The 24,821-nt window shown below is 71.4% G+C and carries 25 protein-coding genes; 16 read left to right on the forward strand and 9 right to left on the reverse strand.

The window, feature by feature from the left end; genetic code table 11:
* Positions 1–489: 489 nt before the first annotated feature.
* From E5N76_RS08285 to E5N76_RS08310, 6 genes are all read right to left on the reverse strand, one after another.
* Positions 490–1,539, reverse strand: a complete 1,050-nt coding sequence (locus E5N76_RS08285) for an amino acid ABC transporter substrate-binding protein (RefSeq protein ID WP_235907619.1) — start codon at positions 1,537–1,539, stop codon at positions 490–492.
* A gap of 70 nt (positions 1,540–1,609) precedes the next feature.
* Positions 1,610–2,323, reverse strand: coding sequence for an ATP-binding cassette domain-containing protein (locus E5N76_RS08290; protein WP_149536801.1), 714 nt, complete (start codon positions 2,321–2,323; stop codon positions 1,610–1,612).
* A gap of 133 nt (positions 2,324–2,456) precedes the next feature.
* Positions 2,457–3,875 carry an ABC transporter permease DevC gene (devC, locus tag E5N76_RS08295; protein ID WP_235907620.1) on the reverse strand — a complete coding sequence of 473 codons (1,419 nt, stop codon included), beginning with the start codon at positions 3,873–3,875 and terminating at the stop codon, positions 2,457–2,459.
* Positions 3,872–4,900, reverse strand: a complete 1,029-nt coding sequence (locus tag E5N76_RS08300) for an efflux RND transporter periplasmic adaptor subunit (RefSeq protein ID WP_149536802.1) — start codon at positions 4,898–4,900, stop codon at positions 3,872–3,874. The genes devC and E5N76_RS08300 overlap by 4 nt, the downstream gene beginning before the upstream one ends.
* Complete coding sequence (locus E5N76_RS08305; RefSeq protein WP_149536803.1) at positions 4,897–5,100, reverse strand: hypothetical protein; 204 nt, start codon at positions 5,098–5,100, stop codon at positions 4,897–4,899. The genes E5N76_RS08300 and E5N76_RS08305 overlap by 4 nt, the downstream gene beginning before the upstream one ends.
* A complete protein-coding gene (locus E5N76_RS08310) occupies positions 5,097–5,693 on the reverse strand; it encodes a TetR/AcrR family transcriptional regulator (RefSeq protein WP_149536804.1) in 597 nt (198 codons plus the stop codon). The genes E5N76_RS08305 and E5N76_RS08310 overlap by 4 nt, the downstream gene beginning before the upstream one ends.
* 399 nt (positions 5,694–6,092) lie before the next feature.
* On the opposite strand from E5N76_RS08310, the gene E5N76_RS08315 reads away from it, so the two are divergent.
* The 8 genes from E5N76_RS08315 (at position 6,093) to trpA (ending at position 13,375) form a co-directional block, all read left to right on the forward strand.
* Positions 6,093–6,842, forward strand: a complete 750-nt coding sequence (locus tag E5N76_RS08315; protein ID WP_187830058.1) for a SapC family protein — start codon at positions 6,093–6,095, stop codon at positions 6,840–6,842.
* Positions 6,843–7,178: 336 nt separating this feature from the next.
* Positions 7,179–8,141, forward strand: a complete 963-nt coding sequence (locus E5N76_RS08320; RefSeq protein WP_149536806.1) for a tripartite tricarboxylate transporter substrate binding protein — start codon at positions 7,179–7,181, stop codon at positions 8,139–8,141.
* The gene (locus E5N76_RS08325; protein ID WP_235907621.1) at positions 8,138–8,692 is read left to right on the forward strand and encodes a tripartite tricarboxylate transporter TctB family protein; all 555 of its coding nucleotides are present in this window, start codon (positions 8,138–8,140) and stop codon (positions 8,690–8,692) included. The genes E5N76_RS08320 and E5N76_RS08325 overlap by 4 nt, the downstream gene beginning before the upstream one ends.
* 256 nt (positions 8,693–8,948) lie before the next feature.
* Positions 8,949–10,445, forward strand: coding sequence for a tripartite tricarboxylate transporter permease (locus E5N76_RS08330; RefSeq protein WP_149536807.1), 1,497 nt, complete (start codon positions 8,949–8,951; stop codon positions 10,443–10,445).
* An 85-nt stretch (positions 10,446–10,530) separates the two neighbouring features.
* On the forward strand, positions 10,531–10,932 hold the full coding sequence (locus tag E5N76_RS29425; RefSeq protein ID WP_235907622.1) for a YdaS family helix-turn-helix protein: 402 nt from the start codon (positions 10,531–10,533) through the stop codon (positions 10,930–10,932).
* Positions 10,932–11,231 carry a CcdB family protein gene (locus E5N76_RS08340; protein WP_149536808.1) on the forward strand — a complete coding sequence of 100 codons (300 nt, stop codon included), beginning with the start codon at positions 10,932–10,934 and terminating at the stop codon, positions 11,229–11,231. The genes E5N76_RS29425 and E5N76_RS08340 overlap by 1 nt, the downstream gene beginning before the upstream one ends.
* A 111-nt stretch (positions 11,232–11,342) precedes the next feature.
* The gene (gene trpB / locus E5N76_RS08345) at positions 11,343–12,560 is read left to right on the forward strand and encodes a tryptophan synthase subunit beta (protein WP_149536809.1); all 1,218 of its coding nucleotides are present in this window, start codon (positions 11,343–11,345) and stop codon (positions 12,558–12,560) included.
* Positions 12,557–13,375 carry a tryptophan synthase subunit alpha gene (gene trpA / locus E5N76_RS08350; RefSeq protein ID WP_149536810.1) on the forward strand — a complete coding sequence of 273 codons (819 nt, stop codon included), beginning with the start codon at positions 12,557–12,559 and terminating at the stop codon, positions 13,373–13,375. Before trpB ends, trpA begins: the two co-directional genes overlap by 4 nt.
* Before the next feature lie 78 nt (positions 13,376–13,453).
* Here trpA and pxpA read toward each other — a convergent pair whose 3' ends face one another.
* The 3 genes from pxpA to E5N76_RS08365 form a co-directional block, all read right to left on the reverse strand.
* Entirely contained in the window at positions 13,454–14,164 is a 711-nt protein-coding gene (gene pxpA / locus E5N76_RS08355) for a 5-oxoprolinase subunit PxpA (RefSeq protein ID WP_207791909.1), read from the reverse strand.
* A 364-nt stretch (positions 14,165–14,528) separates the two neighbouring features.
* On the reverse strand, positions 14,529–15,509 hold the full coding sequence (locus E5N76_RS08360) for a tripartite tricarboxylate transporter substrate binding protein (RefSeq protein WP_149536811.1): 981 nt from the start codon (positions 15,507–15,509) through the stop codon (positions 14,529–14,531).
* 64 nt (positions 15,510–15,573) lie between these two features.
* Positions 15,574–16,242, reverse strand: coding sequence for an alpha/beta hydrolase (locus E5N76_RS08365; RefSeq protein WP_149536812.1), 669 nt, complete (start codon positions 16,240–16,242; stop codon positions 15,574–15,576).
* Between the two features lie 473 nt (positions 16,243–16,715).
* Between E5N76_RS08365 and E5N76_RS08370 the strand changes: the two genes are divergently transcribed.
* From E5N76_RS08370 to E5N76_RS08405, 8 genes are all read left to right on the forward strand, one after another.
* Entirely contained in the window at positions 16,716–17,213 is a 498-nt protein-coding gene (locus E5N76_RS08370) for an Rrf2 family transcriptional regulator (RefSeq protein WP_149536813.1), read from the forward strand.
* Positions 17,214–17,221: 8 nt separating this feature from the next.
* Entirely contained in the window at positions 17,222–18,307 is a 1,086-nt protein-coding gene (locus tag E5N76_RS08375; RefSeq protein ID WP_149536814.1) for a cysteine desulfurase family protein, read from the forward strand.
* Between the two features lie 17 nt (positions 18,308–18,324).
* Positions 18,325–19,503: a cysteine desulfurase family protein gene (locus tag E5N76_RS08380; RefSeq protein ID WP_149536815.1), complete on the forward strand. Its 1,179-nt coding sequence runs from the start codon at positions 18,325–18,327 to the stop codon at positions 19,501–19,503.
* Positions 19,504–19,833: a ferredoxin family 2Fe-2S iron-sulfur cluster binding protein gene (locus E5N76_RS08385; RefSeq protein WP_149536816.1), complete on the forward strand. Its 330-nt coding sequence runs from the start codon at positions 19,504–19,506 to the stop codon at positions 19,831–19,833.
* Positions 19,834–20,040: 207 nt separating this feature from the next.
* Entirely contained in the window at positions 20,041–20,730 is a 690-nt protein-coding gene (locus E5N76_RS08390; protein ID WP_149536817.1) for a TenA family protein, read from the forward strand.
* A 136-nt stretch (positions 20,731–20,866) separates the two neighbouring features.
* Positions 20,867–21,943 carry a tRNA 2-thiouridine(34) synthase MnmA gene (gene mnmA / locus E5N76_RS08395; protein ID WP_149536818.1) on the forward strand — a complete coding sequence of 359 codons (1,077 nt, stop codon included), beginning with the start codon at positions 20,867–20,869 and terminating at the stop codon, positions 21,941–21,943.
* A gap of 621 nt (positions 21,944–22,564) precedes the next feature.
* Positions 22,565–24,181, forward strand: coding sequence for an ABC transporter substrate-binding protein (locus E5N76_RS08400; protein ID WP_149536819.1), 1,617 nt, complete (start codon positions 22,565–22,567; stop codon positions 24,179–24,181).
* A 135-nt stretch (positions 24,182–24,316) separates the two neighbouring features.
* Positions 24,317–24,502 (forward strand): hypothetical protein, encoded by a 186-nt coding sequence (locus E5N76_RS08405; RefSeq protein ID WP_149536820.1) that lies wholly within the window; start codon positions 24,317–24,319, stop codon positions 24,500–24,502.
* Positions 24,503–24,821: the final 319 nt, after the last annotated feature.

The raw sequence follows: 24,821 nt of genomic DNA on the forward strand, positions 1-24,821 counted from the left end.
ATTACATCTAACGATTTAACGACCTCTCGGGTAGGTAAATTTAAAGTTGTGGCGCCGCCCATGTCCACCACCGTTATTCCGTGCGAGTAATTCTTTATACTTTGTCGCGTACATTGTGTTACTTGTAGCACAGATTATAGAAGAAAACCAGCTAGGATGAACGGAGTGTGGCATTCTCGCAGGCTGATGCGCCAGCGAATAATGTATATTCATGGCCGCCGAAGTTTTGCCAATACGAAACGAAAAGCCGCAGCAGGCCGCGACGCGGTCGGCAGGGCCGGGGAGAGGGTGCCTTGGCTGGGGAAGAAAGCGGGCGGGCGGCCGCCCTCGCCTGTCCGGGCAAGCGGTCCCGGCCGGGCGTCGCCCTCCCGCGGCATGATTTCCGCGCCGAGCTTTGCCGGCCTGGCTAAGACACCGTGGCGCGCGATCGCCGGCGCGCCTGGCCCGCACAGGGCGTGCGAGCCCGCCCGGCGTTCCGCGGCCCGGCCCTCAGCGCAGCGGCAGGGCGTAGATCAGCCCGCCCTGGGTCCACAGCTTGTTCGGCCCGCGCGGCAGGTCCACCGGAGTGTTCGGGCCGAAGGAGCGGTCATAGATCTCGCCGTAATTCCCCAGCGCCCGGACCATGTTGTAGGCCCAGGCGCGGTCCAGCTTCAGCGCCTCCCCCAGCTCCGGCGTCACGCCCAGCAGGCGGCGGGTGTTGGGGTTCACGCTGGTGCGGCGCTGCTCCTCGGCATTGGCCTGGGTGACGCCCTGCTCCTCCGCCTCGATCAGCGCCGTGGTCACCCAGCGCACCACGTCGAACCATTGCGGGTCGTCGCGGCGGATATAGGCGCCGTAGGGCTCCTTGCTGAAGCGCTCCGGCAGCACCACCCAATCCTGCGGGGTCGGCATGGTGGAGCGGATGCCGGCGAGCTGCGAGGCATCGGTGCCGAGGCTGTCGCAGCGCCCGGCCTGCAGGGCGTTGGCGGCCTGGTCGGTGCGCTCGAACAGCAGCGGGCGGAAGGGGGTGTTGATGCTGCGGAAATAGTCCGCCGTCACCTGCTCGTTGGTCGTGCCCTGGATCAGGCAGATGGTGGCGTCGCGCATCTCGGCGACCTTCTCCACCGTGCCCTTGCGCACAATGAAGCCATGACCGTCATAAAAATAGGTGACGACATGGCGCAGGCCGAGCGTCACGTCGCGCAGCATGGTCTGGGTGGAGGTGCGGAACAGCACATCCACCTCGCCGGAGCCGAGGGCGGTGAAGCGCGTCGAGGAGGAGAGCGGGATGTAGCGCACCTTGCTCGCGTCGTTGAAGATGGCGACGGCGAGGGCGCGGCACATATCCACATCCATCCCCTGCCAGACGCCGCGGCTGTCCGGCTGGGCGAAGCCGGCGACGCCGGTATGGATGCCGCAGACGAGCTGGCCGCGGGATTTGATGGCCTCCAGCGTCTGCTGCGCCCGGGCGGCCGAGGGGGCGAAAAGGCCAGTGGCGAACACGCCGGCGGCAAGCGCCGCGGCAAGGAGAAAACTGCGTCCCAGCATGAGCCTGCCCATTCTTATCAAGTGATGGTGAGCGATCCTTGCTGCGGCGCGGAAGGCCTGTCAACGCCGATGCGAGGGCGAATCAGCCGGGGCGGGCGGCGTCTGCCTGCGACGCAGGCACCACCCGCCCATCTTCCATCGCGATGATCCGGTCGGCGAGGTCGAGGATGCGCGGGTCATGGGTGACGAGCAGGATGGCGGTGCCGCGCTGGCGCGCCAGGTCCCGCAGCAGCCGCACCACCTCGCCGCCGCTCTGGCGGTCCAGCGCCGCGGTGGGCTCATCGGCCAGGATGAGGCCGGGGCGGGCGGCCAGCGCCCTGGCCACCGCCACGCGCTGGCGCTGGCCGCCGGAAAGCTGGTCCGGCCAGCTTTCCCCGCGATCGCCGAGGCCGACGGCTTCCAGCATCCGCCCGGCCTCCGCGCGCCGCGCCGCTTCCGTGGCGCCGGGCGTCAGCTCCAGCGCCATGGCGACGTTCTGCCGGGCGGTGAGGAAGCCGAGCAAATTGTGCTGCTGGAAGATGAAGCCGATGCGGCGGCGGAGGGCGACGCGCTGCGCCTCATTGGCGCCGGCCAGCTCCTGCCCCAGCACCTGGCAGCTTCCCTCCTGCATGGCGCGCAGGGCGCCGATCAGGGTGAGCAGGGTGGTCTTGCCGCTGCCGGAGGGGCCGGTGAGGAGCACGATCTCGCCCGGCCGCACTTCCAGATCCACCGCGCGCAGCACCGGCCGCCGCAGCTCGCCCTCCCCGAAGGCGTAGGAGACGCCGCGCAGCACGAGGGGCAAGGATGCCTCAGTCATGGCAGGCGCGCCCCAGCCGCCCGGACCGCCTGTTGCCCTGCCGCGGCTTCGCCGCGGCAGGCTGTGCGATGCGCTGCTCGTGAGGGAGTCCGGGGCCCCCCGCGGCATCGCGCAGCGATGTCGTGGGGAATGATCAAAACATATCCGCCGGGTTGGCGTCGCGCAGCTTGCGCATGGCGAGCAGGCCGGCGGCGGCGCACATGGCGAAGATCATGGCGAAGACGCCGAAGCCGCGCGCCGCATCCATGGCCAGCGGCAGGAAGGTGCCCTTGCCCACCACGTCGTAGAGAAAGACGGACAGCACGAAGCCGGGGACGAAGCCGAGCACCGCCAGCAGCAGCGCCGCCCCCAGCACCACGCGGCCAAGATAGAAATTGGAATAGCCCATCGCCTTCAGCGTGGCGTATTCCTTCAGATGGCTGGCGATGTCGCTGAACAGGATCTGGTAGACGATCACCATGCCGACCACGAGGCCCATCAGGCTGCCGAACATGAAGATGAAGCCGATCGGGGTCGCGTTCTCCCAGTAATTCCGCTCATGCTGCACGAGCTGGGGCTGGCTCAGCACCATGACGTCGGGCGGCAGGAATTCGCGCAGCCGGGCGATCGCGGCATCACGGTCGGCGCCGGGGCGCAGCCTGATGGCGACGAGGTCCACCTGGCTCGGCAGCCGCTCCTTCACCACGCGGCGGAAGTTGAGTTCCGACATCACGACATTGCCGTCGGCGCCGAAGGAGGGGCCGATCTCCACCAGCCCCACCACCTCCAGCATGCGGTGGCCGAGCTGCACCTCGAAGGGCCCGCGCTCCGCCAGCAGCCGCGCGACGGGGCCGAATTCGGGGCGGGAGCGGATGTCGAAGGCCATGGTGTCCGGCCGCTTCAGCGCCTCCGCCAGCGGGGCGAGGCCGGGGATGTCCATCACCCCCGCCTCGGTGTCGAAGCCGACGAGCTGCATGGCCCGGCGCACGCCGGTCTCCGGGTTCCGCCAGGTCGCCTGGGTCAGATAGACGGGCACCGCCGCCGCCACCTCCGGCAGGGCCAGCGCCTGGCTGGCGCGCAGCCGCGGCAGTGGCTCCGGCTTGAAGCTGACGATGGTCAGCGGGTGCATCAGGAAGATGTCGGCGCGCATGGCGGAGAGCAGCGCCGTCGCGCTCTCGAACAGCGCGGCGCGGAAGCCGAGCTGCATGAAGACCAGCACGCAGGCGAACATGACGCCGGCGATGGCGGAGGCGAGGCGCGCCTTCTCCGCGCGGAGCTGCCGCCAGGCGAGGCGCAGCGGCAGCCACAGCGCATCCCGCAGGCCGGGGCGGCGGGGCGGGGGCGGGGCTTCGGGCGATCCCGGCTCGAGCGGAGCAGGGTTGGGCGGGCCGAGCTCGGCCGGCCCGGAATCCGGCGATCCGAAGCCGGGCGGCCCGGCGTCCAGCAGCCCGGCATCCGGCGGTCCGGGGTCCGGCGGCCCGGCGGGCGGCGGTGCATCGGCCGGCCAGGCCCCCCCGCTGCGCTCCGGCGCCCAGGGCAGCAGGGCCGGGCTGGGGCGGGTCAGCTCGTTCACGGGCGGATGGAGACCTGCACCTGCATGTTGCTGCGGCGGAGCAGCGCCTCGCGGCCTTCCTCGGAAAGGGTCAGCCGCACCTCCACCGTGCGGGCATCGACGGCGGCGATGGGGTCGGTCCCGGCCTGGGTGGTGCGGCGGACCATCCAGCCGATCTCGCGCAGGCTGGCCGGGTAGCGGTTGGGATCGCCGGGCACCACCACCTCCGCCGGCGCGCCGGGGCGCAGCCGGGGCAGGTCCGTCTCATAGACATCGGCGACGATGTCGAGGCGGGAGAGGTCGGCCATGTCCAGCAGCCCGTCATTGCCCACCTGGTCGCCGGGCCGGGCGTAGATCTTCAGGATGGTGCCGGGGATGGGTGCCACGACGCGGGAGAGGGCGGCATCGGCCCGGGCCCTGGCCAGCGCCGCCTCGGCCGCGGACAGCTCGGCCTCCGCCACGGCCAGGTCGGCGGGCCAGGGCTGCAGCAGGCGCTGCAGGGTGGCTTCCGCCTCCGCCCTGTCGGCGGTGGCGCGGTGGGCGGCGTAGCGGGCGCGTTCCGCATTGGCGGCACCGCCGGCGCCGGAAGGCACCAGCGCCTCCGCCCGCTGGGCATCGCGCCGGGCGCTGGCCTCGGCGGCGCGCAGCGCCTCGATCCGGGCGCGCTGGGCGGCCACTTCCTCCGGCCTTCCGGCGGCGCGCAGCCGGTCGAGCGCGGCGCGGGACTGCACCGCCGCCGCTTCCGCCTGCACCGCCGCCGCATCCTTCTGCGCCGCGTCGCTGAAGACGGCGAGGAGCTGGCCGGCTGCCACCTGCTCGCCCTCCGCCACCAGCAGCCGCTCCAGCCGCGCCACGGCGAAGCCGCCCGGCTGGTTCAGTTTGCGGATGCGGGAGGCAGGCTCCACCCGCCCCAGCGCGCCGACGCCGAGGGGCGTGGCGGCGGCGGGGGCCGGGCGGTCCGTCGCGCCATTCCCCTGCTGCCGCAGGCCGAAGGCGGCAAGCCCCGCCAGTGCCAGCAGGCCGAGGAGCAGCGCGCCGCGCTTCATGAGCCGGGGTCCGGCCAATCGGTCAGGAGGGAGAGATCGAGGTCATCCAGCAGCGCCGGCGCCGGCACATCCGGGCCGAGGAGCAGGAAGCCGAGGCAGTCCAGCAGCCCCTCCGGCTCCGGCGTGCAGGAATCCGGCCCGCCGGCGGCGATGAGGAGCAGGCTGGCGACGCTGACCAGGAGGGAGGCGCGACGGCTCATGGGGTGGGCTCCGGGGGGGCGGGCTCCAGCAGCCGGGCCAGGGTGGCCTGCATGGCGGCGAGCTCCGCCGCGCCGGGGGTGTAGAGGTCGAAGATGCGGGCCATGAAAAGCCCGTCCGCCGCGGCCATGATGACCTGGCCATGGCCCAGGGGCAGGCCGTCCCCGGCGATCGCCTCCCGGATGCCGGCGACCACGGCCCGGGCGGGATCCAGCAGCGCCGGGTCGTGGTGGAAGCAGGCGAGGAAGACGGCGGCGGCGCGGCCGCAGCGTTCATCCACCGCTTCCGGGGCCGCGCCGAAGCCCCATTCCAGCATGGCGCGGGCGACGCGGCTGGGGCCTTCGGGCTGGCGGTCCACCGTGGCGGCGAAATCCTGCCGCATCCATTCGGCCATGCGGCCGAGCAGGGCGTGCAGCAGCGCTTCCTTGCTGGCGAAGTGGTAGAGCAGCCCGCCCTTGGAAACCCCGGCTTCCCTCGCCGCCGCATCCAGGGTGAGGCTGGCGACGCCGCGGGTGCGGATGATCGCCTCGGCGGCGTCCAGGATGCGGGTGCGGGCATCGGGGCTGCCCGCTTGGTGCGCGATGGCGAGGGACATGGGCCGAAACTATACCGGCTGGACGGTGTGTCAACCGTCCGGCCGGTACAGTTGTGTCGCGTGGCGGCCGCCCTGCGCGCGCCCACGGGCCGTGGAAACTGGGGTGGCGCAAAGGGCCGCTCCGGCCGGTGCGTCTCCGCCCGCCTGCTTCACCCCGTTGCGACCCCGCCCCGATCCATGGCAGCGGCGCGGCGTTGCCAAGGCTGTCGCCCCGGCGGCCGCATGATCACCCGCAACCGCCGGGCGAGCGCACTTGCAACGCCGGCTTGTGCCGAAACATTCCGGATCATTACAGAAAGGCCGGCATGGCTGGCCCGCCCGCTGCGGAGAAGGCGCGGTGAGTCCTTGCAGAAGCGTTGCCACGTCGGCAGAACCCCGAGCAAAGGAGACCCCAGCCCCATGTCGGAATCGATCAACGGCGCTGCCGCCACCGCCCCGCAGCTGCCGCCCCTCTACCGCAGCCTGGAGGCGGTGACGCCCGAGCGCCACGGCAAGCTCCGCCTGCGGGATGCCGGGCTTGGCTTCGCCCGCACCCTCTCCGCCGTGCCGATCACCGCGGAGGAGATCCCGGTGGCGGCCCGGACGCTCGCCATCGTCTTCGCCGCCCAGGCGCCGCATCTGCCGGTCGCGCTCACCAGCCTGGTGCCGGAGAAGAACAACTTCATCGATGCTGGCGGGGCCTGGAAGATCGGCGCCTATGTGCCGGCCTATCTGCGCCGCTACCCCTTCTTCCTGCTGCGGGTCGCCGAGGCTTCGCAGGACCTCGCCCTCTGCGTCGATCCGTCCGCGCCGCAGCTCGGCACCGAGCAGGGCGAGCCGATGTTCACCGAGGACGGCAAGCTGGCGCCGCAGCTCGAGCGTGCCTTCGCCTTCACCCGCTCGGTCGAGGAGGCGATGCTGCGGACCCGGACGATGACGACGCGGCTGGCCGAGCTGGGCCTGCTGAAGCCGGCCCAGGTGCAGTTCGAGCGGCTGGGCAAGCCGCTGCGCATCGATGGCTTCTTCGCCGTGGACCGGCCGAGCCTGGCGGCGCTGCCGGCCGACCAGCTTGTCGAGCTGCGGGACCGGGGCTGGATGGAGGTGATCTACGCACATATGGTCTCGCTGGGCGGGTTGCCGGAGCTGGCCGCGGCGCTGCCGCCGGCGTGAGGGATGGGGGCTTCGCCCCCAGACCTCCGGCAGGGGGTGATGCCCCCTGCACCCCCGCCGGGGGGCGGACCACCCCGCGGAGCCCCGGTCCCGATCGGCGGGTTGCACCGCAAGCTCACACCGGGGTCCGGCGAGGGGTATCCTCCCCGGCGGAGGTGCGGGGTCGCGGGCACTGCCCCTGGCGACCTCCTGCCGGGGGCTTCGGGGCGGAGCCCCGCAGCAAACCCCAGGTCGTTTCAGGCTTTTAATCCGGCACCGGCAGCCGCCCCCGGTAGCCTTGCCCCGGCACGCGGGGTAGGAGTGGCGGCCTCGCCGCCCCGGGGGAGAGCCGTCCAGATGCCGAATCGCCGCCACCTGCTGGCCGCCGCCAGCCTGCTGCTCGCCGCCGGGGGGCGTCCGGCACTCGCGCAGGCGCGGTTCAACAGCCTCTACATGTTCATCCCCGCGGGGCCTGGCGGCGGCTGGGACGGGCTCGGCCGCGCCATCGAGCAGGTGGCGCGCCAGGCCGGCCTGGTCGGCACCTTCCAATTCGAGAATGTCGGCGGCGCCGGCGGCACCGTCGGCCTGCCCCGCTTCGTCGGCCAGCGCCGCGGCCGGCCGGACAGCCTGCTGGTCGCCGGCTCCATCATGGTCGGCGCGACGCTGACCAACCGCACCCCGGTCGGGCTGAAGGACCTGGTGCCGGTGGCGCGGCTGACGGCGGAGGCCGGCGTCATCGTCGTGCCGGCGCAGTCCGAGATCCAGGACCTCAAGGCCTTCCTCGAGGCGCTGAAGGCCAATCCCGGCGGCGTCGCCATCGCCGGCGGCAGCGCGGGGGGGACGGACCACATCACCCTCGGGCTGATCCTGAAGGCGCTCGGCCATTCCGCGAAGGACGGGTCCTATGTCGCCTTCGCCGGCGGCGGGCCGGCCCAGGCGGCGATCCTCGGCGCCCAGGTGAAGGCCGGCATCTCCGGGCTTTCGGAATTCGCCGAGCAGATCAAGGCCGGCCGCATGCGCGCCTTGGCGACGACGGGCGCTGAGCGCACCGACCCTGCCGTGCCGACCCTGAAGGAAAGCGGCGTGGATGTGGTGATGACCAATTGGCGTGGCGTCTTCGCCCCGCCCGGCCTCCGCCCCGAGGCGCGGCAGAAGCTGGTGGATTTCATCACCGAGCTGCACGCCCTGCCGGCCTGGCGGGAGATGCTGAAGACCCGCGACTGGGCGGACGCCTTCCTGACCGGCGATGCCTTCACCGCCTTCCTGGCGGAGGACCAGGCCAAGACCGAGGCGGTGCTGAAGGAGGTGGGGCTGGCGTGAGCGCGCCGGGTTCGCCGGGCAGGGTGCTGCAGGCCGCGCCGGCGCCCCGCCCGGCCATCCTGCCCGATCTCTGGGTCGGGCTGTTCGTCATCGCGCTGGGCGGGCTGGCGCTGTGGCAGGCGGCGACCATCCCGACCTCGCCCATCTATGCCCAGGTGGGGCCGAAGGCGGTGCCCTTCGCCATCGCCGCCGGGCTGCTGCTGCTGGGGGCGGGGCTGACCTATGCGGCGCTGCGCGGCGGCTGGTCCCACACGCTGGAGGAAATGGCGGAGGCGCCGCCGACCAATTGGCGCGCCATCACCCTGATGCTGGCCGGGCTGCTGGCGAATCTGGTGCTGATCGGGCCCTGCGGCTTTTCCATCGCCGCTTCCGCGCAATTCGTGCTGGTGGCGGCCGCCTTCGGCTCCCGCCATTTGCTGCGCGACCTGGGGCTGGCGGTGGTGCTGACGCTGCTGGTGTGGTTCGGCTTCGTCGAGGGGCTGGGGGTGAATATCGGCGCCGGCTATCTGGAGAATCTGGTGCTGATGGCGCTGGGGCAGGAGATCAACTGATGGCGGTGCGGCCCGCCGATCCCCGCCGCTTTGCTCCGGAAGCAGGACGCATGTTGGCGCGGCCCGCCGATTCCCGTCGCTTTGCTCCGGAGGCAGGACGCATGTTGGCGCGGCCCGCCGATCCCTGTCGCTTTGCTCCGGAGGCGGGACGCATGTTGGCGCGGCCTGCCGATCCCCGTCGCTTCGTGCCGGGGGCGGGACGCATGTTGGCGCGGCCTGCTGATCCCCACCGCCTCGCGCCGGGGGCAGGACGCTGATGGACCCCATCTCCGGCCTCGCCCTCGGCTTCGGCCATGCGCTGAGCCTCGCCAATCTCGGCTGGGCGCTGCTCGGCTGCTTCCTCGGCACTGCGGTGGGCGTGCTGCCCGGCATCGGGCCGGCGCTGACCATCGCCCTGCTGCTGCCCATCACCTTCCAGGTGGAGGCGACCGGCGCCTTCATCCTGTTCTGCGGCGTCTTCTACGGCGCCATGTATGGCGGCTCCACCACCTCCATCCTGCTGAACACGCCGGGCGAGAGCGGTTCCATCATCACCGCCCTGGAAGGCGCGAAGATGGCGCGGCATGGCCGCGCCGGGCCGGCGCTGGCGACGGCCGCCATCGGCAGCTTCGTCGCCGGCACCATCGGCACGCTCGGCATCTCCTTCCTCGGGCCGGTGGTGGTGGAGCTGGCGCTGAAGCTGGGGCCGGCCGAGTATTTTGCGCTGATGGTGCTGTGCTTCGTCACCGTCTCGGCGGTACTCGGCGGCTCGCCGCTGCGCGGCCTCACCAGCCTGTTCTTCGGCCTGCTGCTCGGCCTCATCGGCATCGATCTGCAGACCGGCCAGCCGCGCATGACGCTCGGCGTGCCGGAGCTGCTGGACGGGGTGAATGTGGTCCTCGTCGCCGTCGCCCTCTTCGCGGTGGGGGAGACGCTCCACCTCGCCTGGCGCCATGCGGGGGGCGAGCCGGAGGTGCGGCCGGTGGGGCGGCTGATGATGTCCCGCGCCGATTGGAAGCGCAGCATCTTCCCCTGGCTTCGCGGCTCGCTGCTGGGCTTCCCCTTCGGCGTCATGCCGGCCGGCGGCACGGAAATGCCGACCATGCTGAGCTACTACGCCGAGAAGAAGCTGGCCCCGCCCGAGGCACAGCAGGAATTCGGCACCACCGGCGCCATCGAGGGCGTGGCCGGGCCGGAAGCCGCCAACAACGCCGCCGCCGCCGGGGTGCTGGTGCCGATGCTGACCCTCGGCCTGCCGACCAGCGCCACCGCCGCCATCATGCTGAGCGCCTTCCAGAGCTACGGCATCAATCCCGGGCCGCTGCTGTTCGAGCAGCAGGGGGCGCTGGTCTGGACGCTGATCGCCAGCCTCTACGTTGCCAACGTCATGCTGGTGGTGCTGAACCTGCCGCTGGTCGGGCTGTGGGCGCGCATCCTGAAGATTCCGCAGCCGCAGCTCTATGCCGGCATCCTGGTCTTCGCGACCATCGGCACCTACGGCATCTCCAACAGCGTGACCGATCTGGTGCTGCTCTACGTCATCGGCATCATCGGCATGTTCATGCGGCGCTTCGATTTCCCGACGGCGCCGGTGGTCATCGGCATGATCCTGGGGCCGATGGCGGAACAGGCGATGCGCCAGGCGCTGACCATCAGCCAGGGGGATTGGCTGACCTTCGTCACCCGGCCGGGGAGCCTCGCCATCCTGCTGCTGGCGGTGGCGGCGCTGCTGGGGCCGAGGGTGTACGCGGCGATGCGGCGGGCGCCAGGATAGAGGAAAGCTCTAATAGCTCTTGTGCAGGACCTTCGCCCTCGCTAGGCTGATCCCCGTGGCAACGTCGCATCCTCCGTCCGAGGCCTTGGAAGCCGCCATCCAGGCGGCCGGCGGCGCCAGCGCGCTCGCCAGGGCGCTGGGGCTGACGCCGGGCGTGGTGACGCAATGGCGCAAGGCCGGGCGGGTGCCGGCGGAGCGGGTCCGGGCCATCAGCCAGGCCACCGGCGTGCCGCCCGAGGCCCTGCGGCCGGACCTGTTCCCCGCCGAGACCGCGCCGCCGGGCTTCGCCGAAGCCCAGCAACCCCTGCTGCAGCAGGCGGCGGGGCTCGGCCTGGATGCCGAGGCGATCGCCCGGCAGGCGCTGCGCGAGGCGGTGGGGCGGGAGAAGGCCCGCCGCTGGGCGGAGGAGAACCGCGAGGCGATCGAGGCCTGGACCCGCTATTTCGAGGAGAACGACACGCCCCTGGCGGCCTACCGCCACTTCTGATGCCGCGCTTCGATCTCTACCCGGGCCGGCAGGGGGTGCCTTACCTGCTCGATGTCCAGTCGGACCATCTGGAGCGGCTGCCGACCCGCATGGTGGTGCCGCTGGGCGTCCCCGATACGACGCTGCCGCCCTTCCGTGACCTGACCCCGACCCTGCTGGTGGATGGCGCGCCGCATGTGATGCTGACGCCCCTGATGGCCGCTGTCCCACGCCGCCTGCTCGGCCGCCCCATCGGCAATTTGCTGGACCAGGCCGATGACATCACCCGCGCCCTGGGCATCCTGCTGACCGGCTTCTGAGGCCCGCCGGGCCCGGCCGGCGGGGGGGGCTTCGAGCCGCCCGTCCCCGCGCCCGCCTTCCACGCCCGCCTTGCCTGTTCTATGACCCCTGGCTTCGGACGGGGACGACCAGTGAACAAGCCTCTGCCCAATACCTTCCGCCAGGGTCCGGATGCGCGCGGCCGTTTCGGCCCCTTCGGCGGCCGCTTCGTCGCCGAAACCCTCATGCCGCTCATCCTCGAGGTGGAGGCAGCCTATGAGGCGGCGAAGCGCGACCCCGAATTCGACCGGGAATGGCGCTACCTGCTGACGCATTACGTCGGCCGGCCGAGCCCGCTCTGGCTCGCGCAGCGCCTCACCAGCCACCTCGGCGGCGCGAAGGTGTACTTCAAGCGGGAGGAGCTGAACCACACCGGCGCGCACAAGATCAATGCCGTGCTGGGGCAGATCCTGCTGGCGAAGCGCATGGGCAAGACGCGCATCATCGCCGAGACCGGCGCCGGCCAGCACGGCGTCGCCACCGCCACCGCCTGCGCGCTGTTCGACCTGCCCTGCACCGTCTTCATGGGCGCGACCGATGTGGAGCGGCAGCAGCCCAACGTCTTCCGCATGAAGCTCCTGGGCGCGGAGGTGGTCCCCGTCACCTCCGGCGCCGCAACGCTGAAGGATGCGATGAACGAGGCGCTGCGCCACTGGGTGGCGAATGTGCAGGACACCTATTACTGCATCGGCACCGTCGCCGGCCCGCACCCCTACCCCGCCATGGTGCGGGACTTCCAGAGCGTGATCGGCGTGGAGACGCGGGAGCAGATCCTCGCCGCCGAGGGCCGCCTGCCGGATGCGCTGGTTTGCGCCGTCGGCGGCGGCTCCTCCGCCATGGGGCTGTTCCATCCTTTCCTGGATGACGAGGGCGTCGCGATGTACGGCGTGGAAGCCGCCGGCCGCGGCGTGGACACGGAGGAGCACGCCGCCTCCCTCACCCGCGGCCGCCCCGGCGTGCTGCACGGCAACCGCACCTACCTGCTGCAGGACCGCCACGGCCAGATCACCGAGGCGCATTCCATCAGCGCCGGCCTCGACTACCCCGGTATCGGCCCCGAGCATTCCTGGCTGCACGAGACCGGCCGCGTGACCTACGTGACCGCCACGGATGACGAGGCGCTGGCCGCCTTCCAGCTCTGCTCGAAGCTGGAGGGCATCATCCCCGCGCTGGAATCCGCCCATGGCCTGGCCGAGGTCATCAAGCGCGCACCCACCATGCCGAAGGACGGCATCATCGTCCTCAACCTCAGCGGCCGGGGGGACAAGGACATCTTCACCGTGGCGCATCATCTCGGGGTGAAATTGTGAGCCGCATCGCCGCCCGGTTCGCTGCGCTGAAGGCCGCCGGCCGCGGCGCCCTGGTCACCTATCTGCAGGGCTATGATCCGGACCCGGCCACCTCCCTCGCGCTGCTGCGCGGCCTGCCGGGCGCTGGCGCCGACCTCATCGAAGTGGGCGTGCCCTTCACCGACCCGATGGCGGACGGCCCCGCCATCCAGCGCGCCGCGCTGCGCGCGCTGAAGGCCGGCGCGACGCTGGCCGGCGTGCTCGCCCTGGTGCGTGATTTCCGCAGCGAGGACCAGACCACCCCCATCGTGCTGATGGGCTACTACAACCCCATCCTGGCCTATGGCACGGAGCGCTTCTGCACCGACGCCGCCGCTTCCGGCGTCGATGGCCTCATCGTGGTGGACGTGCCGCCGGAAGAGGCCGACGAGATCGAGCCGCTGACCAAGGCGGCGGGCCTCGACCTCATCCGCCTGGTGGCGCCGACCACGGACGAGGCGCGGCTGCCGCGCGTGCTCGCGGCGACCAGCGGCTTCATCTACTACGTCTCCATCACCGGCATCACCGGCACGAAAAGCGCCAGCAGCGCCAGCCTGGCGGAGGCGATCCCACGGCTCCGCCGCCACACCGAGCTGCCGATCGCCATCGGCTTCGGCATCCGTACCCCGGCCCAGGCGGCGGAAGCGGCGAAGCTGGCGGACGGCGCCGTGGTGGGGACGGCGCTGGTGGATGCGCTGGCGGCCAGCCTGGACGCCTCGGGCCAGGCCCGGCCCAATACCGTGCGCCTCGTGCTGGACCAGGTGCGGAGCCTTTCGGAGGCGATCCGCGGCGCTTGAGGAGGGCGTCGCGGCAGTGCCGTAACCTCTCTTCAAACTCCACCCGCCAAAGGCCGCAGGGCCTTTGGCAACCTCGAGTCAGCGCACAACCCCTCGGACGGCGCGGGCCACGGCCACGGCGTTCGGGGTGTCCGAATGCAGGCAGACGCTGTCGCGGCCTACCGCCACATCCACGCCGCCGACGCTGCGCGCCAGGCCCTCGGCCAGGGCGCGGGCGCAGCGCTCGGCCGCCAAGGCTGGGTCCACCGGCGGATGCTCGCGGGTGATGATCAGCTTGCCGTCATCGGCATAGTCCAGATCGGCATAGTATTCCGCCACCAAGCGGTGGCCGCGCGCCAGGTACACGCTCTCATGCAGCGTGCCGGGCAGGCCGAGGATCGGCACCTGGAACACATCCGCCGCATCGCACACCGCCTGCGCCACATGGTTCTGCCGCGCCGCCATGCCGTAGAGCGCGCCATGCGGCTTGATGTGGTGCAGCACCATGCCCTCGGCCCGCAGCATGCCGGCCAGGGCGCCGATCTGGTAGATCAGCGCATCCGCCAGCTCGTCCCGGCCCATCGCCATCTCCCGCCGGCCGAAGCCCTGGCGGTCCGGCAGCGAGGGATGCGCCCCCACCGCCACGCCATGCCGCTTCGCCAGCCGCACCGTGGCATGCATCCAGCTCGGATCCCCGGCATGGAAGCCGCAGGCGATATTGGCCAGGTCGATCAGCGGCATCAGCGCCGTGTCATCGCCGATCCGCCAGGGCCCGTAGCCCTCGCCCATGTCGCAATTGATCGTCGCCACGCGCCGTACCTCCACGCCCACGCCGGGCCACCTGCCCTCTAGAGCGGGATCGGTTGAGCTGCGCTCACCCGCCCCGCTCTAGAGCGTCTTCGCGCTGACTGCGCAGCGTGAAGACGCTCTATCTTATTGATGGTAGAGCAGATTCACGCCTCCGAGCGATGCCGCCCTCCGGCGATCTGCTCTAGCTCATTGTTCGGTCGCGTGATTCACGGTTTCGGTCGATTCGACCTCAACCGATCACGCTCTAACGCCACGCCGGCCGCCCGTCGCCTGCCGGGGCTTTGCCTCGGCGGGCTGTGCCGAAGCGCCGCTCGATAAGCGAATCCGGGGCCCCCATGGCGTTGTGCAGCAACGTCACGGGGAGTTAGTCCCGCCAGGGCTGGTCGTTCCACATCGCCTGGTAGCGGGCGCGGCGCGTGGCCAGCTCGGCGGCGAAATCGGCGGGGCCGAGATAGCGCAGCGGCAGGCCCTGCTGCGCCGCCAGCGCCTGGAATTCCGGCAACGCCAGCACCCGCCGCACCGCCTGGGCCAGCCGCTCCATCACCGCCCCCGGCGTGCCGGCCGGGGCGGCCAGGCCGCGCAGCGCGCCCTCCACCAGATCGTAGCCGCAATCGCGGAAGGTCGGCACCGCCGGCACCAGCGGGCTGCGCGCCGCCCCGGCCTGGGCCAGCAGCCGCAACTGGCCCAGCGGCACCTCCGGCGCCGCATCCGCCACGTTCAGCATGGCGAAGGCGAATTGCTTTGCCAGCAGGGATTGCTTGGCCTGCCCGGCCCCGGCCTGCGGCACATGCAGCAGCTTGATGCCCGCCAGCCGCTCGAAGGCCAGCGCCGCCAGATGGTCGTCGGAGCCGGTGCCGGTGGTGCCGTAGCTGATCCCCTCCGGCTTCGCCCGTGCTGCCCAGACCAGGTCGGCGAGGCTCATCCAGGGGCTGTCCGCCGGCACGAACAGCGCATTGGCGTTGTCCGCGATGCCGGCGATCGGCGCGATGTCCTCCACCCGGTAGCGGGTGCGGCGTTCCAGCGGCAGGGTGAGGAGCGGCGGGGTGTTGACGATGCCGATGGTCCGGCCATCCGACGCCGCCCTGGCCAGGGTGGAGAAGCCGGCTTCCCCGCCTGCCCCCGGCTTGTTCACCACCGCCACCTTCTGGTCCAGCTCCCGCTCCAGGAAGCGGGCCAGGGTGCGGGCGCCGAGATCCGTACTGCCCCCTGCCGCATAGGCCACCACCAGGGTCAGCGCATCCCCCGCCCCCGGCTCGGCCGCGGCGGCGCCACGCATGGCGGGAAGGGGGAGCAGCACCGGCGCGGCCAGCATCGCGGTGCCGCGCAGAAAGCGGCGTCGGGTCATGGCGCAAGGCCTGACGTGGCGGCGGGCGGACCCGCCGCCACCATGTCCTGCAAGCCTCCGCCCCTCAATCCGCCGCGAGCGCCATGCGGCTGCGGTTCATGCGCGAGAGCACATGATCCTCCGCCGCATCCACCACCTTCTCCGTCTGCTCCGGCGTGAAGACATGGCCGGCGCCCGGCATCACCCGATAGTCGATGCTGATGCCGCGCTGGGTGTTCAGCTTGTCCACCAGCTTCCGCACGGAGGTTTCCGGCACCAGCTCATCCTCCGCCCCGTGCAGGATCAGCCCGTTGCAGGGGCAAGGGGCGAGGAAGCCGAAATCGTAATGGCTGGCCGGGGCGGCGATGGAGACGAAACCGCCCATTTCCGGCCGGCGCATCAGCAGCTGCATGCCGACATAGGCACCGAAGGAATAGCCCGCGACCCACAGGCTGCCGGCATTGGGGTTCACCGCCTGGAGGAAGTCGAGCGCCGCGGCGGCATCCGAGATCTCGCCGATCCCGCCATCGTAGCGGCCCTGGCTGCGGCCCACCCCGCGGAAATTGAAACGCAGAGTTGAAAAGCCCATCGCCTGGAAACGCTGGTAGAGGGCATGGATGACACGGTTGTTCATCGTCCCGCCGTGCAGCGGGTGCGGATGGAGCAGCAAGGCGACAGGGGCATTCGCCTGCTTGGAGTGGTGGTAGCGGCCTTCAAGCCGGCCGTCGGGGCCGGCGAACATGACCTCAGGCATCGTCCCTTGGGTCCAATTCCGGTTGGCCGTGCGCGCCTGGGCTGCCGGGGGAGGGCATTGTTGCCGCACCGCCGACAAGCCAAGCGCGCACCGACGCTTGGTGGGGAAGTCTTGGCCGGCCCGACCTTCGCCGCGTGGCGGCAGCAGCCACGAAGCGCCGGTCGAGCCTGCCGCCTGTCCGGCCCCGTTGTCCGCCCCCGCCTTGCCCCTTCGGGCCCTCGCCCCAATGTTGACCGGGGCAGTCGGGGAAAATAGCTTCCCGACCGATGCCCGCCCTGGGGCCATCGAATCGGGACCAACGTTGCAACGGTTCTCGTTCAGGCGCCCCCGGACAGGCTCCCGGACCCCGGGGGCGGCAGAAATATAGTTAGTCAGCGACGAGTTTCATAACGGATTCAAGGCATGGCCCTCAACTTCCTGCATATGGCCCGCGGCACCGCCCCGCACCATGCCCATTGGTAGGGGGTTGACCCATGCGACTTTCCACCCGTGGTCGCTATGCCGTCATGGCCATGGTCGAACTGGCGACCCGCCAGGCCGCCCACAACGCCCAGTTGCGGCGCGGCGGGCACTGCCCGGTGAGCCTGGCCGAGATCGCCCAGGCGCAGCAGCTTTCCCTCGCCTATCTCGAACAATTGTTCGGCCATCTGCGCCGGGCCGGGCTGGTCTGTTCCGCCCGGGGACCGGGCGGGGGGTATCGGCTGGCCCGGGCGCCGGCCGCCATTGCGGTGGCGGAGATCGTCGAGGCGGTGGATGAGAAGCTGAAGGCGACGCGCTGCGAGGAGGGCATGGCAGGCTGCCTTGCCGGGCAGAAATGCCTGACCCATGACCTTTGGCAGGAGCTGGGGGAGCAGATCCGGCTCTTCCTGGCGCATGTCACCCTGGCCGATGTGTGTTGCGGCGGGATTGCCGGCCGCGCCGCCCCGCCCCTGCCGCCGCGACTGCCGGAGCCGGTGAGCCCGGCCGAATAGGCGCCGCCATGTCCCTTTATATGGATGCCAACGCGACCGAGCCCTTGCGCCCCGCCGCGCGGGCGGCGGTGGTCGCGGCGCTGGAGGCGGGGGGGAACCCGTCCTCCGTCCACGCCGCCGGGCGCGGGGCGCGGCGGCTGCTGGAGGCGGCGCGGGAGGCGGTGGCGTCGCGCTTCGCCCCAGGGGCGGGGCCTGGCTGGGAAGTCGTGTTCACCGCCGGCGGGACGGAGGCGAATGCGCTGGCCATTCATGGGCTGGGCCGGGGACGGCGCCTGCTGGTGGGGGCGACGGAGCACCCCGCGGTGCTGGCCGCCGCCTGGCCGGAGGCCGGGCTGCTGCCGGTGCTGGGGGACGGCACGCTGGATTTGGCGGCGCTGGAAGCGGCGCTGGCTGGCGGCCCACCCGCTTTGGTCTGCGCCATGGCGGCGAATAACGAGACCGGGGTGCGGCACCCGATCGGCGAGATCGCCGCGCTCTGCCGGGCGCATGGCGCGCTGCTGCATATGGATGCGGTGCAGGCCGCCGGGCGCGGCGCGCTGCCCGAGGGGGCGGACAGCATCGCCCTTTCCGGCCATAAAGTGGGCGGCCCGCCCGGCGCCGGGGCGCTGCTGCTGCGGCCCGGCCTGCATCTGCCGCCGCTGATCGCCGGCGGCGGGCAGGAACGCGGCCGCCGCGGCGGGACGGAGCCGCTGCCGGCCATCGCCGGCCTGGCCGCCGCGCTGCCGGAGCCGGGGGAGGCGGCGCGCCTGGCGGCGCTGCGCGACCGGATCGAGGCCGGGTTGCCGGGCGAGGTGGTGATCGCTGGCGCCGGGGCGCCAAGGCTGCCGAACACCAGCCTCATCATCCTGCCCGGCGTGGCGGCGGAGACCCAGGTGATCGCGCTGGACCTCGCCGGGGTGCGGGTTTCGGCCGGGGCGGCCTGTTCCTCCGGCAAGGTGGCGCGCAGCCATGTGCTGGCGGCCATGGGCTTCGGCGACCTCGCCGGCAGCGGCATCCGCGTCTCGCTGCCCTGGAATGTGGCGGAGGACGCGGCGGAGCGTTTCCTGGAAGCATGGTCCGCCATGCGCAGCCGGCTCTCGAAAAGCGCGGCCTGAGGGCCCAGAGTCGGGTCATGCGTCCGAACCGCCCCATCTATCTCGACAACCACGCCACCACCCCCGTGGACCCGCGCGTGCTGGCCGCCATGCGGCCCTGGTGGGAGGAGAATTTCGCCAACCCCCATAGCGTGGAACATGTGCTGGGCCGCGCCGCCGAGGCGGCGGTGGAGCAGGCGCGGGAGGCGGTGGCCGAGCTGATCGGGGCGGAGGCGCGGGAGATCATCCTCACCTCCGGCGCCACGGAATCCAACAACCTCGCCATCAAGGGCGCCGCGCGGTTCGCCGCGCAGCAGGGGGAGCCGCGCCGCCGCGTCGTCACCCTGGCCACCGAGCATAAATGCGTGCTCGAAAGCGTCGGCGACCTCGCCGCCGAGGGGTTCGAGCCGGTGGTGCTGCCGGTCCGCGCCGATGGGCTGGTCGATCTCGACCGGCTGCGGGCGGCGGTGGACGACCGCACCCTGCTCGTCACGATCATGGCGGTGAACAACGAGATCGGCGTGATCCAGCCCCTGGCCGAGATCGGCGAGATCGCGAAGGCGGCCGGCGCCCTGTTCCACACCGATGCCGCCCAGGGAAGCGGCCGCATTCCGCTGGATGTGGCGGCGCTGCGGGCCGATCTGCTTTCCATCAGCGGGCATAAGATCTACGGGCCGAAGGGGATCGGCGCGCTCTATGTCCGGCGGCGGCCGCGGGTGCGGCTGGCGCCGCTGTTTTCCGGCGGCGGGCAGGAGAGGGGGCTGCGGTCCGGCACCCTGCCGGCACCGCTGATCGTCGGGCTGGGGGAGGCGGCGCGGCTCGCCGCCATCGAGGGTGCGCTGGATGCCGGCCGCATCGCCGGGCAGCGGGACCGCTTCCTCGCGGCGCTGCGGGCGGAAATCCCGGAGGTCCGGCTGAATGGCGACCCGGAACGGCGGGTGGCGGGCAACCTCAACCTGACCTTTCCTGGCGCCGTCGATGCGCAGGCTATCATGGCCGCCGCCCCCGAGATCTGCGTCTCCACCGGCTCCGCCTGCTCCTCGGCAGAGGTCGAGCCCTCCTATGTGCTCCAGGCGCTCGGGATTTCGGAACGCGAGGCACGCGCGACCTTGCGGATCGGGATCGGGCGCTTTACCTCGCCTGCCGATGTGGACCAGGCCGCGGCTTCCCTCGCCGCCGCCTGGCGCCATGCCATCGGCAGCGGAGCGCGCCCCTAAATGCCCAAGATGATTTTCGTCGAGCGTGACGGGACCCGCCGGGAAGTCGATGCCCCCCTGGGCCTTTCCGTGCTGGAGATCGCGCACAAGCACGGCGTGGATATCGAGGGCGCCTGCGAGGGGTCCCTCGCCTGTTCCACCTGCCATGTCATCGTGGACCCCGCCTGGTTCCCCAAGCTGGTGGCGCCGACGGAGGATGAGGAGGATATGCTCGACCTCGCCTTCGATTTGCAGGAGACGAGCCGGCTGGGCTGCCAGCTCATCATGACGGAGGCGCTGGACGGGCTGGTGGTGAAGCTGCCCGCAGGCACGCGGAATGCCGGTGGCTGACGGCTCCGGTCGCGGAGCCCCGCAGGCCCGAAAGGCCGAGGAGCGGAGCGTGAAGCGGCGCCGAGGTTGGTTCTCCGGTCGCGGGGCCCCGCAGGCCCGAAGGGCCGAGGAGCGGAGCGTGAAGCAGCGCCGAGGTTGGTTCTCCGGTCGCGGAGCCCCGCAGGCCCGAAGGGCCGAGGAGCGAAGCGTGAAGCGGAGCCGCGCTGCATGAACGCCTGGGAGGATTTCGGGGCTGCGGGCGGGCTGTACCGCCGGCTGCGCGAGGGCTGCGCGCGGGACTGGGTGGCCTACACCTGGCATCCCTTCGTCCAGGGCCTGTCCGACGGCACGCTGCCGCTGGCGGCCTTCCGCCGCTACCTGATCCAGGACTATCTCTTCCTGATCCATTTCGCCCGGGCCAAGGCGCTGGCGGTCTTCAAGGCCGAGAGCATCGAGGCGATGCGGGACAAGACCGCGGCCATCGCCGCCATCCTGTCGGAGACGCTGATGCATCTGCGCTACTGCGCGGAATGGGGCATCCCGGAGGCCGAGGTGCGGGCGACGCCGGAAAGCGCCGAAACGGTCAGCTACACCCGCTACGTGATCGACCGCGGGCTGGCCGGCGACATCCTCGACCTCGAAGTGGCGCTGGCTCCCTGCACCGTGGGCTATGGCGAGGTGGCGCTGCGCATCCTGGCCGACCCGCAGCGCCGGCGCGAGGGCAACCCCTATCAGAGCTGGATCGATACCTATGCCGATCCCGGCTACCAGGCCATGGCGTGGGCGGCCGCGGCGCGCATCGACGCGTTGGGCGAGGGTTTCGGCGGCGCCGCCCGCTTCCCGATGCTGAGCGCCACCTTCAGCGAGGCGGCGCGGCTGGAGGCGCGGTTCTGGCAGCAGGGGCTGGACGGGCTGTAGCCATGCGCGGCAATGGCCGGGTGTTTCCCTCTTCCTTCATGGCCGGGTCTGGCCCCGCCCTCCCCTGGCGCGGGATGCCTGGCTCCGGCCCGGGCCTGACGGGTGCCCGGCGCGCCGGGCAGGGGAGGGCCGTGCGATGAGGATTCTCGTCGCCATGTCCGGCGGCGTGGACAGCAGCGTGGTCGCCGGCCTGCTGAAGGAGCAGGGGCATGAGGTGATCGGCGCCACGCTGCAGCTCTACGACCATGGCGCCGCCGTGCAGAAGAAGGGTGCCTGCTGCGCCGGGCAGGACATTCTCGATGCCCGGCGTGTGGCGGACCGCCTCGACATCCCGCATTACGTGCTGGACCGGGAAACCCGCTTCCGCGAGGCGGTGATGGCGGAATTCGCCGCCAGCTACGCCGCCGGCGAGACGCCCATCCCCTGCATCCGCTGCAACCAGACGGTGAAGTTCCAGGATCTGGTGGAGCTGGCCCGCGATCTGGGCGCCGAGGCGCTGGCCACCGGCCATTACGCCCGCCGCGTCGAGGGCGCGGCCGGGCCGGAGCTGCACCGGGCGGCCGACCCGGCCCGGGACCAGAGCTATTTCCTGGCCCTTACCACCCCCGAGCAGCTCGCCTTCAGCCGCTTCCCGCTGGGCGGCTTTCCGGACAAGGCGACGGTCCGCGCCGAAGCCGCGCGGCTGGGGCTGAACGTGGCGGAGAAGCCGGACAGCCAGGACATCTGCTTCGTCCCCGCCGGCCGCTACCATGAGGTGGTGGCGAAGCACCGGCCGGAAGCGGCGGAGCCCGGCGAGATCGTCCATCTGGATGGCCGCGTGCTGGGGCGGCATGAGGGCATCGCCCGCTACACGGTGGGGCAGGGGCGGGGCCTCGGCACCGCCTCCTATGATGGCGAGCAGCCGCTTTACGTGGCAGCGCTGGAGCCGGGGCGGCGGCGCGTGGTGGTGGGGCCCCGGGCGGCGCTGCCCCAGGCGGAGGTGCAGGTGGCCGAGGTGAATTGGCTGCGCCCGCCGTCGGAGGGGCCGGTGCCCTGCCAGGTGAAGCTGCGCGCCCGAGAGGTGCCGCAGCCGGCAACCGCCGAATGGGATGCCGCCAGCGCCACGCTGCGCGTGCGGCCGGAAGCGCCGGCGATCGCCGCCCCCGGCCAGGCCTGCGTGCTGTATGAGGGCGACCGGGTGCTGGGCGGCGGCTTCATCCGCCGCGCCGCCTGAGGCCCCGTTCCATCGCCCGAAGGCGCCGTTGCGCGCCTTCGACACCGTCGAAGGCGACCAGTCGCGCCCGCCATGGTCCGGGTTCCGGGTCAGGGATGTCGCGCAGCGGCACCGCGCTTCGCGCGGCGAGGTCCTGACGCGGAAACCGGACCATACCCCTCGCGTCGGCCACGCCTGGACTTCCTGAACCGGTGCTTCACAGCCCGAGCGTGGCCACTTCCGGCGCGCCCGCTCCGGCCGATCGCGGCCGGAGCATTTTCAAGCCCGGCGGAATCGCCGGACGACTCGGAAAATGCGACCAGACAAAGGGCTGGAGCGGGTTCGCCGAGCGCAGGCGAGGCGAAACTGCTCTGATGTCCTGCCGGCGAGGTTCGCTGGATTTCCAGCGAGCGCAGCGGATAAGCAGGCCACTGAGAACCAAGGCTGGTGGCCCGAGAACGAAGCCCGCAGGACTTCGGAATCGGGACGCTAGAGCGTGATCGGTTGAGGTCGACCGAAACCGTGAATCACGCGACGAACAATGAGCTAGAGCGGGGTGGGTGAGCGCAGCTCAACCGATCCCGCTCTAGCATGCCGCTTGCATCCCCGCCGCCGTTCCGCTGCCCGGGAGCCCCTGACCTGATGCGATCCGCCCGAAGCCTGGCCGCCGCCCTTGCCCTGACCCTCGCCCTTCCCCTGGCGGCGTCCGAACCTGCCCAGGCGCAGCAGAAGGTGCTGCGCATCGCGATGACCGCCTCCGACGTGCCGACCACCACCGGCATGCCGAATAACGGCTTCGAGGGCATGCGCTTCCTCGGCTACCCGGTGTTCGAGCCGCTGGTGGGCTGGGACCATTCCGACCCGCAGCGCCTGTCGGACATCAAGCCCGCTCTGGCGGAACGCTGGGAACAGGACCCGGCGGACCCGAAGAAATGGCGCTTCCACCTGCGCCGCGGCGTCACCTTCCATGACGGTTCGGCCTTCAACGCCGAGGCGGTGGTGTGGAACCTCGACCGCTACTTCAGGAATGACAGCCCGCAATTCGACGCCGCCGGCAGCGCCATCGTCCGCGGCCGCATCCCGATGCTCGGCAGCTACCGGGCGGTGGACGCCACCACCGTGGAGATGGAGACCACCCGCCCCGTCTCCTACTGGCCCTACCTGACCGCCTACATCCTGTTCACCTCGCCGCAGAGTTTCGCGCAGGCGGGGCGGGATTGGGGCAAGGTGGCGGCGCTGCCCGCCGCCGGCACCGGGCCCTTCCGCATCACCCGCTTCGTCCCCCGCCAGCAGGTGGAATTCGCCCGCAACGAGCAGTACTGGGACGCCGCCAACAAGGCGAAGCTGGACCGCGTGGTGCTGATCCCGATGCCGGAGGCGACGACGCGGCTGGCCGCCCTGCGCTCGGGCCAGGTGGACTGGATCGAGGTGCCGCCGCCGGACGCCATCGCCTCGCTGCGCTCCGGCGGCTTCCAGGTGGTGACCGGCAGCTACCCGCATATCTGGCCCTGGGTCTTCGCGGCCGGCCAGCAGGGCGGGCCGGTGGCCGATACGCGCGTGCGCCAGGCGCTGAATTACTGCTTCGACCGCGATGAGATGGTGGCGCTGCTGAACGGCACGGCGGAGCCTTCCATCGGCTACTTCAAGGCCTCCGACCCGAATTTCGGCACCCCGCAGAACCGCTACCGGCTGGATGCGGCGCGCGGCCGCGCGCTGCTGGCGGAGGCGGGCTACACGGCGCAGCGGCCGCTTTCGATCAAGGTGGGCATCTCGACCTCCGGCTCCGGCCAGATGCTGCCGCTGCCGATGAACGAGTTCCTGCAGCAGCAGCTCCAGCAGCATTGCGGCGTGCGGGTGAATTTCGAGGTGGTGGAGTGGAACACGCTGCTGGGCGGGCTGCGCGCCACGCCCGGGCAGCCGGCCTGGCTGGGGGCGGATGCGCTGAACATCAGCCTGCATTCCTCCGACCCCTCGGCCATGGGGCGCTGGTTCTTCGGGCCGAATGCGACGCCCACCGGCTCCAATGCCGGGCATTGGCAGGATGCGCAATTCGACGCCGCCTTCGCCGCGCTGGAGACGGAGACCGATCCGGCGAAGATCGCCGAGCTGACCCGCCGCGCGCATGAGCGGCTGGTGGACAACCCGCCCTGGCTGTGGATCGTGCATGACCTGAATCCGCGGGCGATGACGCGGCGCGTGATGGGCTTCGTCAGCCCGCAAAGCTGGTTCATCGACCTGACCAAAGTGGACATGCAGTAATCTTCGTCCATATGCAGGGGGCCGGAGCGTGGTCGGTTGCGGTTGAACGACCGAAACCGTGAATCATGCGACCAGACGAAAGGCGAGCGCGGGCGGGTGAGCGCAAGCGAACCCCTCCCGCGCGAGGAGATGCCCATGCGATGTGCGATGCTTCTGCTGCTGCTTGGCCTTGCTGCCTGTGGGCCGGGCGGCATCCAGCCCGGCGGCCGGTATTCCGGTGTGCCCGATACGACGGTGGGGAATTGGAACTCGCCCTCCGGCGGCATCACCACGGATGGGCGGATCTACCTGGACCGGGAGAGGGCGCCGAGCTGGCGGTAGGCGGTTGAACCGTCGTGCCCGGACTCAAGGTTGCCGAAGGCCCTTCGGCAGGGGGAGCTTGAGGGGGACGGCGTCCCCCTCGAAGCCTCTGCAACACGCGCTGCAGATCGCTCCGGCTCCACCTACTGGCCCGGTATGCCGGGGTGGCGGCCGCCAGCGTCACCGGCACGCGCAGCGGTGTCGGGGGGCATGCTAGAGCATGCTGTGTTTGCTCTGAATCGGGGGTTCCGAAACGGGCTGAGATCTGATTCAAGCTCTGGGCTGGGCGATGGAGGCCAGCCAGGATGCGGCCATACTCCGAGGATCTGCGTGAGCGTGC

The sequence above is a fragment of the Siccirubricoccus phaeus genome (assembly GCF_008360935.1).
Classification (GTDB): Bacteria; Pseudomonadota; Alphaproteobacteria; order Acetobacterales; family Acetobacteraceae; genus Siccirubricoccus; species Siccirubricoccus phaeus.

Coding starts and splice junctions, on each gene's coding strand:
- E5N76_RS08285 (WP_235907619.1), bottom strand. CDS start 1,539: ATGGGCAGGCTCATGCTGGGACGCAGTTTTCTCCTTGCCGCGGCGCTT.
- E5N76_RS08290 (WP_149536801.1), bottom strand. CDS start 2,323: ATGACTGAGGCATCCTTGCCCCTCGTGCTGCGCGGCGTCTCCTACGCC.
- E5N76_RS08300 (WP_149536802.1), bottom strand. CDS start 4,900: ATGAAGCGCGGCGCGCTGCTCCTCGGCCTGCTGGCACTGGCGGGGCTT.
- E5N76_RS08305 (WP_149536803.1), bottom strand. CDS start 5,100: ATGAGCCGTCGCGCCTCCCTCCTGGTCAGCGTCGCCAGCCTGCTCCTC.
- E5N76_RS08310 (WP_149536804.1), bottom strand. CDS start 5,693: ATGTCCCTCGCCATCGCGCACCAAGCGGGCAGCCCCGATGCCCGCACC.
- E5N76_RS08315 (WP_187830058.1), top strand. CDS start 6,093: ATGTCGGAATCGATCAACGGCGCTGCCGCCACCGCCCCGCAGCTGCCG.
- E5N76_RS08320 (WP_149536806.1), top strand. CDS start 7,179: ATGCCGAATCGCCGCCACCTGCTGGCCGCCGCCAGCCTGCTGCTCGCC.
- E5N76_RS08330 (WP_149536807.1), top strand. CDS start 8,949: ATGGACCCCATCTCCGGCCTCGCCCTCGGCTTCGGCCATGCGCTGAGC.
- E5N76_RS08340 (WP_149536808.1), top strand. CDS start 10,932: ATGCCGCGCTTCGATCTCTACCCGGGCCGGCAGGGGGTGCCTTACCTG.
- E5N76_RS08360 (WP_149536811.1), bottom strand. CDS start 15,509: ATGACCCGACGCCGCTTTCTGCGCGGCACCGCGATGCTGGCCGCGCCG.
- E5N76_RS08365 (WP_149536812.1), bottom strand. CDS start 16,242: ATGCCTGAGGTCATGTTCGCCGGCCCCGACGGCCGGCTTGAAGGCCGC.
- E5N76_RS08370 (WP_149536813.1), top strand. CDS start 16,716: ATGCGACTTTCCACCCGTGGTCGCTATGCCGTCATGGCCATGGTCGAA.
- E5N76_RS08375 (WP_149536814.1), top strand. CDS start 17,222: ATGTCCCTTTATATGGATGCCAACGCGACCGAGCCCTTGCGCCCCGCC.
- E5N76_RS08380 (WP_149536815.1), top strand. CDS start 18,325: ATGCGTCCGAACCGCCCCATCTATCTCGACAACCACGCCACCACCCCC.
- E5N76_RS08385 (WP_149536816.1), top strand. CDS start 19,504: ATGCCCAAGATGATTTTCGTCGAGCGTGACGGGACCCGCCGGGAAGTC.
- E5N76_RS08390 (WP_149536817.1), top strand. CDS start 20,041: ATGAACGCCTGGGAGGATTTCGGGGCTGCGGGCGGGCTGTACCGCCGG.
- mnmA (WP_149536818.1), top strand. CDS start 20,867: ATGAGGATTCTCGTCGCCATGTCCGGCGGCGTGGACAGCAGCGTGGTC.
- E5N76_RS08400 (WP_149536819.1), top strand. CDS start 22,565: ATGCGATCCGCCCGAAGCCTGGCCGCCGCCCTTGCCCTGACCCTCGCC.
- E5N76_RS08405 (WP_149536820.1), top strand. CDS start 24,317: ATGCGATGTGCGATGCTTCTGCTGCTGCTTGGCCTTGCTGCCTGTGGG.